The 9,174-nt window shown below is 30.2% G+C and carries 11 protein-coding genes; 7 read left to right on the forward strand and 4 right to left on the reverse strand.

The window, feature by feature from the left end; all coding sequences use genetic code 11:
• Together ACIQ56_RS10835 and sugE are read left to right on the forward strand one after the other, a co-directional pair.
• The coding region (locus ACIQ56_RS10835) for an NAD(P)/FAD-dependent oxidoreductase (protein ID WP_397601074.1) at positions 1–807 on the forward strand (807 nt) is incomplete at its 5' end.
• 114 nt (positions 808–921) lie between these two features.
• Positions 922–1,239, forward strand: coding sequence for a quaternary ammonium compound efflux SMR transporter SugE (gene sugE / locus ACIQ56_RS10840; protein WP_397601075.1), 318 nt, complete (start codon positions 922–924; stop codon positions 1,237–1,239).
• A 2-nt stretch (positions 1,240–1,241) separates the two neighbouring features.
• Here sugE and ACIQ56_RS10845 read toward each other — a convergent pair whose 3' ends face one another.
• On the reverse strand, positions 1,242–3,005 hold the full coding sequence (locus tag ACIQ56_RS10845; protein WP_397601076.1) for an acyl-CoA dehydrogenase family protein: 1,764 nt from the start codon (positions 3,003–3,005) through the stop codon (positions 1,242–1,244).
• Positions 3,006–3,226: 221 nt separating this feature from the next.
• Between ACIQ56_RS10845 and ACIQ56_RS10850 the strand changes: the two genes are divergently transcribed.
• The 5 genes from ACIQ56_RS10850 (at position 3,227) to ACIQ56_RS10870 (ending at position 6,546) form a co-directional block, all read left to right on the forward strand.
• The gene (locus ACIQ56_RS10850; RefSeq protein ID WP_153420333.1) at positions 3,227–4,369 is read left to right on the forward strand and encodes an acyl-CoA dehydrogenase family protein; all 1,143 of its coding nucleotides are present in this window, start codon (positions 3,227–3,229) and stop codon (positions 4,367–4,369) included.
• 78 nt (positions 4,370–4,447) lie between these two features.
• Positions 4,448–4,906 (forward strand): 6,7-dimethyl-8-ribityllumazine synthase, encoded by a 459-nt coding sequence (gene ribH / locus ACIQ56_RS10855; RefSeq protein ID WP_397601077.1) that lies wholly within the window; start codon positions 4,448–4,450, stop codon positions 4,904–4,906.
• A complete protein-coding gene (gene nusB, locus ACIQ56_RS10860; RefSeq protein ID WP_397601078.1) occupies positions 4,903–5,340 on the forward strand; it encodes a transcription antitermination factor NusB in 438 nt (145 codons plus the stop codon). Before ribH ends, nusB begins: the two co-directional genes overlap by 4 nt.
• 40 nt (positions 5,341–5,380) lie before the next feature.
• Positions 5,381–6,118, forward strand: coding sequence for a hypothetical protein (locus ACIQ56_RS10865; RefSeq protein ID WP_397601079.1), 738 nt, complete (start codon positions 5,381–5,383; stop codon positions 6,116–6,118).
• A gap of 38 nt (positions 6,119–6,156) precedes the next feature.
• Positions 6,157–6,546: a PilZ domain-containing protein gene (locus ACIQ56_RS10870; protein ID WP_397601083.1), complete on the forward strand. Its 390-nt coding sequence runs from the start codon at positions 6,157–6,159 to the stop codon at positions 6,544–6,546.
• A gap of 5 nt (positions 6,547–6,551) precedes the next feature.
• Here ACIQ56_RS10870 and ACIQ56_RS10875 read toward each other — a convergent pair whose 3' ends face one another.
• From ACIQ56_RS10875 to ACIQ56_RS10885, 3 genes are all read right to left on the reverse strand, one after another.
• A complete protein-coding gene (locus ACIQ56_RS10875) occupies positions 6,552–7,340 on the reverse strand; it encodes an ABC transporter substrate-binding protein (protein ID WP_397601080.1) in 789 nt (262 codons plus the stop codon).
• Between the two features lie 90 nt (positions 7,341–7,430).
• Complete coding sequence (locus ACIQ56_RS10880; protein WP_397601081.1) at positions 7,431–8,456, reverse strand: radical SAM protein; 1,026 nt, start codon at positions 8,454–8,456, stop codon at positions 7,431–7,433.
• 12 nt (positions 8,457–8,468) lie between these two features.
• Positions 8,469–9,131: a hypothetical protein gene (locus ACIQ56_RS10885; protein ID WP_397601082.1), complete on the reverse strand. Its 663-nt coding sequence runs from the start codon at positions 9,129–9,131 to the stop codon at positions 8,469–8,471.
• Positions 9,132–9,174: the final 43 nt, after the last annotated feature.

Raw genomic sequence — 9,174 nt, forward strand, 5'->3', positions numbered from 1 at the left:
CGCTTGTATACCTTCTTTTGGTTAACACCATTTCAACACCTCTTTCCTATAAGTTTTTTTCGGATCTGGGTGTCTACTTTCTTAGGGGAGGATCAAGGTATATTAGATAGCCATTCGTTAATGAAATATTTGGAACAATCTTCAATAGAAAATAATGTACATTTTGTATATAAAAGTTCATTTAATAAAATTTTAAATATCAACAAAGATTCATACTTAATTGAAATATTTGATGAAAATAATCGCCCTTATTATATTAAATGTCGAAATTTTATAAATGCTGGTGGTTTAAATTCAGATAAAGTAGCTAAATCTTTTGGTATTAAAGATAATTTTAAAATTAAACCTTGTAGAGGGCGTTATTTTTCATTAAGTTACAAATACAAAGATTATTTTAAAAACTTAATTTATCCATTACCAGATCCAATGGGTGGTTTAGGTACTCATATTACATTTGATCTTAATGGTAAATTAAAATTAGGGCCCGATATCGATTGGTCATTTTCTGAAACCCATGACGCAACAGATATTGATCTTTATAAGATAAATTCAAATGATTTATTATGCCAAGAAAAATTTTTAGAATCTGGAAAAAAGTTAATTCCATCTCTTAAGTATGAAGATATTTCTCCTGATTATGTTGGTGTGAGGCCAAAGTTATTTGTTGATAATAATCTTTATGAGGATTTTTTAATTAAAGAAATAACAAATGATAATTTATTTTCTATTCATTTATTAGGAATTGAATCCCCTGGCCTGACTTCCGCTTTAGCAATTGGAAATGAAATTTCTTTAAAAATACATTAAAATATTTTTTAAAATATATTGGATTTAATTAAAAAAATATGAAATATTAAATTTCTTTTGATAGAGTTCTTCATCTTTTACATTTTATATTAAAATTTTTTTAAGGAAATCGTTATGGCTTGGGTGTATTTATTTTTAGCTGGATTTTTTGAAATTGTTTGGGCTGTTTCATTAAAAAATATTGATGGTTTATCTAAGCCGTTACCTATTATTGTAACAATTGTTGGAATGGCAATCAGTTTTACTTTTTTATCTTTAGCGCTTAAAAATTTGCCAATAGGAACGGCATATGCAATTTGGACAGGAATTGGGGCTGTCGGTGTTGCTATTTATGGTATTATAATGCTAGGGGAATCCGCTAATTTAATAAGAATTATTTGTTTATTATTGATTGTTAGCGGAATAATAGGTCTAAAACTTTCAACAAAATAAAATTATTTTACATTATCAATTGGGAAAGGATATTTCTCTTTTTCTATTAATTTTTTAGCTACATTTTTTATGACATCATCATGGTTGGCCTTTAAATTATAAACGCTCTGATTGACTCTTGCTTTAGCGTCACGAATTATAAGTTTTGCCATTGCTAATTCTGTTTCATTTTTTTCAGGTCCGCCGTGTTTTTCAATTACAGAATTAATGCGAGCTAATACAGCAGCTATTAAGTAAGTATCAATTGCAATATCAGCAAGTCTTGCTAACTGTAGTTGTTCATCAATTAATTTATGGCCATAATTTCGAATTAATTTTGATGATGCATTTGCTAAAGCATGAGTTGCTGATGAGAGTCTTTCGCATTCTTTTTCTAAAGCGGGATGAAAACCTTCTAGTCTTTCTGCTATGACACTTTTTTTCACTTCACTAAAGGCAAACTCAGATAAAAATCCAATTTTCCCTATAGCATTATTTAAAAAGTCTAAATTTTTTGTGCTTTGTAATGATTGTAATTCTTTGCCTAGACGTTGGTATTGTGAAGCTGTTTCTTTAAGTCCTGTCATAGCAATAAATAATCTTAATATTTCGTTTGTGCCTTCAAAAATAAGTCCAATACGGCCATCTCTTAGTTTTCTTTCAATTCCGTATTCAACCATATAACCATTTCCGCCGTGAATTTGCATAGCGGTATTTATTGTTTTCCAACCAACTTCAGTAACAAATACTTTACAAATAGCTGCTTCTATACTGTAATCTGTATCTCCTGAGTCAACTAAATTTGTTGCAAAATAAGTAACAGATTCTGAAGCATATATATACATAGCCATATCGGAAAGCATAGATTGAACAAGTCCAAAATCAGAAATAGAGTGACCAAAAGCTTTTCTATTTTTTGTATAAGTTATGCTCTCATCCATTAAAGATTTCATGGCACCAAGAGCTCCGCCGGCAAGCCCCATTCGTCCTTGATTTAATATTCCCATTGCAATTTTAAATCCATCACCAGATTTGCCTAATATATTTTCTGCAGGTACTTTTACGTCTTTAAAAAAGACTTCAACAGTTGAAGATGCTTTTATTCCTAATTTGAGTTCTTCTGATCCATGACTAACTCCACCCATATCTCTTGTTACGATAAAAGCTGTTATTTTATCCTCACCATTTATTTCTTCTTTTGCAAAAACTGTGAAAAAGTCTGCAAATCCACCATTTGTTATCCATAATTTAGAACCATTTATTATATAATGATCGCCTTGTTTGACAGCGCGTGTTTTTATTCCAGCGGCATCAGATCCAGCAGTAGGTTCTGTTAATGCGAATGAGGCAATCGTTTCCCCTGTGGCAAGTTTTGGCATATACTTCGCTTTTTGTTTTTCATTTCCGTATAAGTATAAACCTTTTAAACCAATGGAACTATGAGCGCCTGCTGTTAAGGTAACTGATGCGTCGTGTTTATTTAGCAATTCGAGAGTTCGTGTATAAAGAGTTTGTGTAAACTCACTTCCACCAAAAGCTTCAGGAATGATTAATCCAAATAACCCCATTTCTTTCATGCCTTGTATAATATCGCTAGGCAATTTTTTTTCTTGATCAAACTTCATACTATCTACATTTTGTTTCATCCAGTCATTTATTGAATTAGCCATCATCATATAATCATTTTCACGATGAGTATTAAAAAATGGAAAATGATGTAAAGACTTTTCAGGTATATGACCATTAAATATATTTTTCATAAAACTAAATTTTGTATTTTCTGACACAAATCCCCCTATAAAAAAAGATTTTTCTCAATTTGAGTTACCTTTGCTTTTTTTAAATTATCTGATTAGATGGATTTGAGCAAACTCTCATATTCCTTTATTGCAGTAAATGCCAAATTGTCTTGTATTTTACTTTTTACCATTGCGGCTTTTTAAATTTGAACATAATTTGAATGAATAGAGAATTTGACTTGTTTTGTTAATTTATACGGAGATAGATTATGGCTATGTTTGATTTGAATGAAACTCAAAAGCAATTATTTGAAATGGCAAAAGATTTTTCAAATAAAGAAGTCTGGCCTAAAGCAAAAGAATTAGATGAAACAGCAAAATTTCCTATTGAATTGTTAAAAAAAACCCATGAATTGGGAATGCTCAATGCTTTTGTTCCAGAAGAAGTAGGTGGGTTGGGTCTTGGTACCTTTGATCATTGTCTCATTTCAGAAGCTTTAGCTATGGGATGTGCGGGATTCTGTACAGCAGCACTTGCAAATGATCTTGCTGCTGTGCCTGTTATTTTATCTGAAAATAAACAAGTTTGGAAAGAATTTTTAGCTCCCATGGTGGATGATTGTTTAATGGCTTCTTACTGTGTGACCGAGCCTGGAGCTGGAAGTGATGTGGCCGGAATTAAGACAACAGCTAAAAAAGTAAAAGATAAATATATTATTAATGGCTCAAAAATGTGGATTACAAATGCAAATTATGCAAATTGGTTTTTTGTTTTAGCAAAAACAGATCCTGCTGCAGGCCATAAGGGAATGACGGGATTTGTAGTTCCGGCAAAAACACCAGGTGTCACAATTGGAAGAAAAGAAGATAATATGGGGCAACGCTGTAGTGATACTCGTGGTGTTACCTTTGATAATGTTGAAATTCCAGAAAAATATTTATTAGGAAAAGAAGGTGATGGCTTTAAATTAGCAATGGGGGCATTTGATAGAACAAGGCCTGCTGTAGCTGCTGAATGCGTAGGCTTATCACAAAGAGCAATGATGTGCGCCATTGACTATGCAAAACAACGCTCTGCATTTGGAAAATTAATATCAGAAAATCAAGGCGTTAGCTTTATTCTTGCTGAAATGGCTCGAGATATAGAAGCTTCAAGGCTTCTTGTGTGGAAAGCGGCATGTGAAGTCGATGAAGGAAGAAAAAATACCTATTTTGCTTCTTTAGCAAAAATGTTTGCAGCTGATGCTTGTATGAGAATTACCACAGATGCTGTCCAGATATTTGGTGGATACGGATATAACAAAGAATATCCTGTAGAAATGTTAATGAGAGATGCAAAAATCTTTCAAATTTATGAAGGAACTTCACAAATTCAAAGAATGATTGTGGGAAGAATTCTTTTAGGGCATTAAACTTTCCTTTGTTAAAATGACTCATTGTGTTAGACACTCTCCGATTGATTCAATTTTTTTGACTTTGGAGGGTATAAAATGAAGCCATCAGAAGTAAAAATAGGTATTGTTGTTGCCAGATTTAATGAAGTAATTACTTCTAAGTTAGCATCAGGTGCAAAAAATCTTCTTTTAAGAAGAGGAGTTAAGGCTGAAAATATTGTAGAAATTGAGGTTCCTGGTAGTTTTGAAACTCCTTTAGCAGCTCAAATTTTAATTGATCAAAAGAAAGTTCATGGTGTTCTTGCTTTAGGAGCTGTTATTAAAGGCGCAACAGACCATTATAATTATGTATGTTCTTCAACTTCTTCTGGATTGATGAATGTTCAATTATCACGTTCTGTACCTGTTGCTTTTGGCATTTTGACTTGCGATACAATGGAGCAGGCAATTGACAGGGCTGGTGGAAAATCAGGCAACAAAGGAGCCGATGTTGCTGATGCCGTTTTAGAAATGGTTATGTTAAAATCTTCTCTATTAGGAAATTCATTTTTATGATTGGTGGCACTACTGGATTAAAACCAGCAGATTTTAAGCAAATTAGGAGATATGCTGTACAATTTATTTATCAGCAAGATTTAAATCAACAATTTGTCATGCAGAAACAGTCTCTTGATAATTTTATGAGACAGTCTGAAGTAGTTGAGTTGCAAAAAGACTTTTTAAGGTCGCTTTTAAACGCTATTTTTGATCAAAGTAAAAAGATTGATGAGCTTATTGAAAAAAATGCAAAAAATTGGAAAATATCACGTATTTCAAAGGTTGATTTAGCAGTATTGAGAGTAGCAACGATAGAGCTTTTAGAACGTAACGACACGGATCTTGGTGTCATTATTTCAGAAGCAGCTTCAATAGCTCAGGAATATGGATCAGCAAATTCTCCAAGTTTTGTAAATGGAATTTTAGATGCGATTGCTAAGTCTGTACGTTAATTCGAGTTATTAATCATTTTCAAATAAGGCAACTTATTTAATGAGAGAAATTCATTTACTAGAAAATAATGCAGCATGCGCTAAGTATGTCTTAAATCGGACATCTCAAGGTTTTTTGCCTGAAACGTTTCTTGGAATTGGTTCATTTTCAACACGTGTTCCTGTTTCTGGAAGCGGATTATCTATTTATTCCACCCCTACTTTTTTTGAGAATGAGATTTCAGATAGCATTGTGCAAGGTTATTTTTCTGTTTTTGAAAAAGAATCATTACTTATGCAGGTTGCTATGGGAGAAATTGCAAACTTTCCTATTTCAAGATGGTTATTAATCGGACAACATTTAAGTATTTTTCATTCTTCTAAAATAGATGTAAAACGTTATCTTCCTACCGATGAATTGCTTAATGTTCGAAGTGCTGAAGAGTTTATGCAAGTATATTTAGGAAATATTTTTCCTCATATCCAAGAAATTCGGGCGCAATCTATTTTATTTCTTTTTGATGTAAAAATGTTTTCAGATTATATTAAATCTTTTTTTCTTTGGCTTGCAGAGCAGTTTAATATTCCATTTTTAAAAGATCTTGTCTCTGAATCTTCTGAAATAGAAATGCAAAAAAAAGTAACGGATGAGTTTTTATGGTATTTGTCTGAGTCTGCAATTCATCCCTGTATTGCTGTTTATCCTTCATCCTACAATTGTTATTTAGATCTTATACAATCAGCTAGAAACATTCGAAAACAAGGAAACTATTCAGACGAACTTTTCTTTAAGCTTTAATTAAGGATTAGTGATCTATATGGCTAAAGTAACTAAAAATAAAAAAAGAAAATAGAAAAAGTGCTAGACATGATATAGAGTTTGTTGTTTCTTTATATAGAAATGGCGTTTTATTATCACCAAATAACTCTTTTAAAAATATTTCAATTCATGGTGCATTATTAAATATATCGAATAACTATATTTTTAAATGTGGTGAAAGAGTTGTGTTGCTAATAGAGGATGAAAGATTATTAAAAGAATTTAACTTAATGCTTGAACCTATTGAAGCAGAAGTAAGGCATTTTGAAAATGAAAATGAAAATGAAAATCTTGTTGGCTTGGTTTTTATAAATATGACCGATAGTAATAAAAGAATTTTACAAAGAATAATAGATAACAAATTTATGCTAAAAAAATTTCCAAAATCATGGCAAATTTCAAAATAAAATTATTAAAAGAATTTTTTATACACCTTTTCGTATTCACCGTCACTCTTCCATTTACTCAAAAAATAGTTAAACTCTTTAATAAGTTCTTTTTCTGATAATCTTGTTGCAACGCCAAAATATTGTTCGTTTTTTTCTGTTTCTTTAAATTTAAAAATATTTGGAAATTTTTTTTCAAGATATAAGCCATAAGTAGAATCTATTATTATGGCATCTACTTTTCCAATTCGGACAGAATTTACGAGATCTCCATACTCATTATATTTAAAAATATTTGCTTTATTTAAGTTTTTAGCCGCATAAAAATCATTAGTTGTTCCAATTTTGACACCTATTTTATAATTTGAATTATTTAAATCATTTACATTATTAATTTTGTCTAAATTTAAATTTGTCTTTTTAAATAAATAAATAATTTTGCTTTTGAAATAAGAATTACTAAAAAGTACAGACTTTTTTCTTTCTTCAGTAATAACCATACCCGTGGAAATTAAATCACATTTTTTAGCATTTAATGCAGGAATAATGCCATCAATACTATAGTTTAATATTTCTAATTCAGAATTTAAATGTTTAGAAAAAGCTTTCATCATATGAATATCAAATCCAAACCAATTGCCATTAGAAATATATGTAAATGGAATAAATCCGCCTGCAGTACAAACTTTAAGAGTTTCTGGTATTTTTAAATCATTTTTAGATTGAATTGAATTAGAGTAGGATTGACTAGAGTAAACAATAAAAGTTGCAAATATTAATTTTACTAAATTAAATAATATATTGGTTGTATTCATTTTAGCCCCTTAATTAGTATAATTTCATTATATAAAGGAAAAGAATTGAACTAAGGGGTTAAAATATCAAAAAATTTTTGTACTTACAATTTAACTAACTACATTTCGATCAAACATTTGTAAAGTTAATTTTTGCATATATCTTTCCATAATATCTTTTTCATGTTTTTTAACAACTTTTTGAATGGCTTGAAAAGCTTCTTTATTTTTATATAAACTCAAACAAGTTTCACATGGATGAGTTGAAGAATATGGTAATGAAATTGAAGGGTCTTCTTTTTGTGCTTGTATGTATACTTCTTCTACGCCATCTAAATGAATCCATATTTTAAGTAAATCATCTTTGGAATTTTTTAAAACATTCATAATAGATTTATCTTTTAAACTTCCTAAATGCAATTCGTCAATTTTTTCTAAATGAAGACCGCAGCAAGCAATAAGATCTTGTGTTGGAGTAACAGAAAGTACATTAAGAACCGTTCTACATGAACTTATATTATTAGGATGAAATCGGGATCGGTTTTCGGGATGGCTTAAAGAAGTGTTTCCATCTGCTTCAATCCATACAGTTCTTTGTATTAAAATTTTTTTAGAATTATGAAGTTCAATTAATTTTTCATTTTTTAATATAATATTATTAATAGATTCATCACTTTGGTCACAAATTTCCATATTAATAACTACAAAAATTCCAACTTCTGCTGCAGCAAGAGTTCCATTAAGAATACGTTCAATGGGAACATGCTTTTGATGAAATGTCCCTGTACTAAAATTGATTTCTTTTAAGCCACTTTCTCTCGCCTTTTTTATTCTTCTTCTCGCATGTTCTAAAGAAAATGCCCAATAGCCATTTGTAATACATCTTGTTACAAATCCTAAACGAGTTGCATGAGAAATATGTTCATCTAATTCATTTCCTAAAGTAAAGCATTCTCCACCTGTAAAACAAACTAATTTCATTGTCGGAATTTTTTGTGCTTCTTCAATTAGAGATGTTATTTTTTCTTTTGGAATTCTTGTTGTAATTTTAGGACTGCAAGAAAAACAGCAATGATCGCAGGCTGCAGTACAATGATGAGTTGTAATTAATGAAAGAGAATGTGGTAATATTAACATTTTATAATTTCCTTATACTACAAATACAGCGATTACAATAAAGACTTCGGCCGCAACAAAACCGTTTGTAGCGACAACAGCATTTGTTGCGGCAACAGCATTTGCTACAGCTTCTGCGTTTGCATATACATTTGTGTTTACAGCTGCATTCGCATAAACAGATGAGTCTAAAAGAACGCTCATACTTGGAATACTTTGTAATAAATTTACAGATTCTTTGTCATTTTTTAATTTTTCAAGCGATGAATAAGCATCAGGATATTTTTCTTTAATATATTTTTGCATGGTAAGGGAATCAACTTTTAATTGATTATAGTCAGAAGAATTTTTATCAATTTGATTATTATTTCTTTGAGCATTACTAATGACTATATTTAATTCAGCTTGAATGCGAGAGGCTTGGTTTTTAAAATATTCGTCTTGAGATAAATGAATTAATTGTTCCGTAGTCTTATCAATATTCAATTTTTGATTATTATCATTTATTCTATTATTATAGTCTTTTAAAAATTGTACATAGTTAAAAGTTTTATTTTCGGTATTTGCAGATGGATTTATTATAAGATTTTGTTTTGATGATGGTGGAATTGTTTCTGGAATATTTTCTGCATAAGCTTCAGAACTTGCAATTGCACCTAAAAAAAACGCAATAAGACCTATATTCGAATTTTTCATAAAAAATTTCCCTTATAATTTATTAAATTGTTATTAAATTGAA

This window comes from Silvanigrella sp., from assembly GCF_044369315.1.
Lineage (GTDB): Bacteria > Bdellovibrionota_B > Oligoflexia > Silvanigrellales > Silvanigrellaceae > Silvanigrella.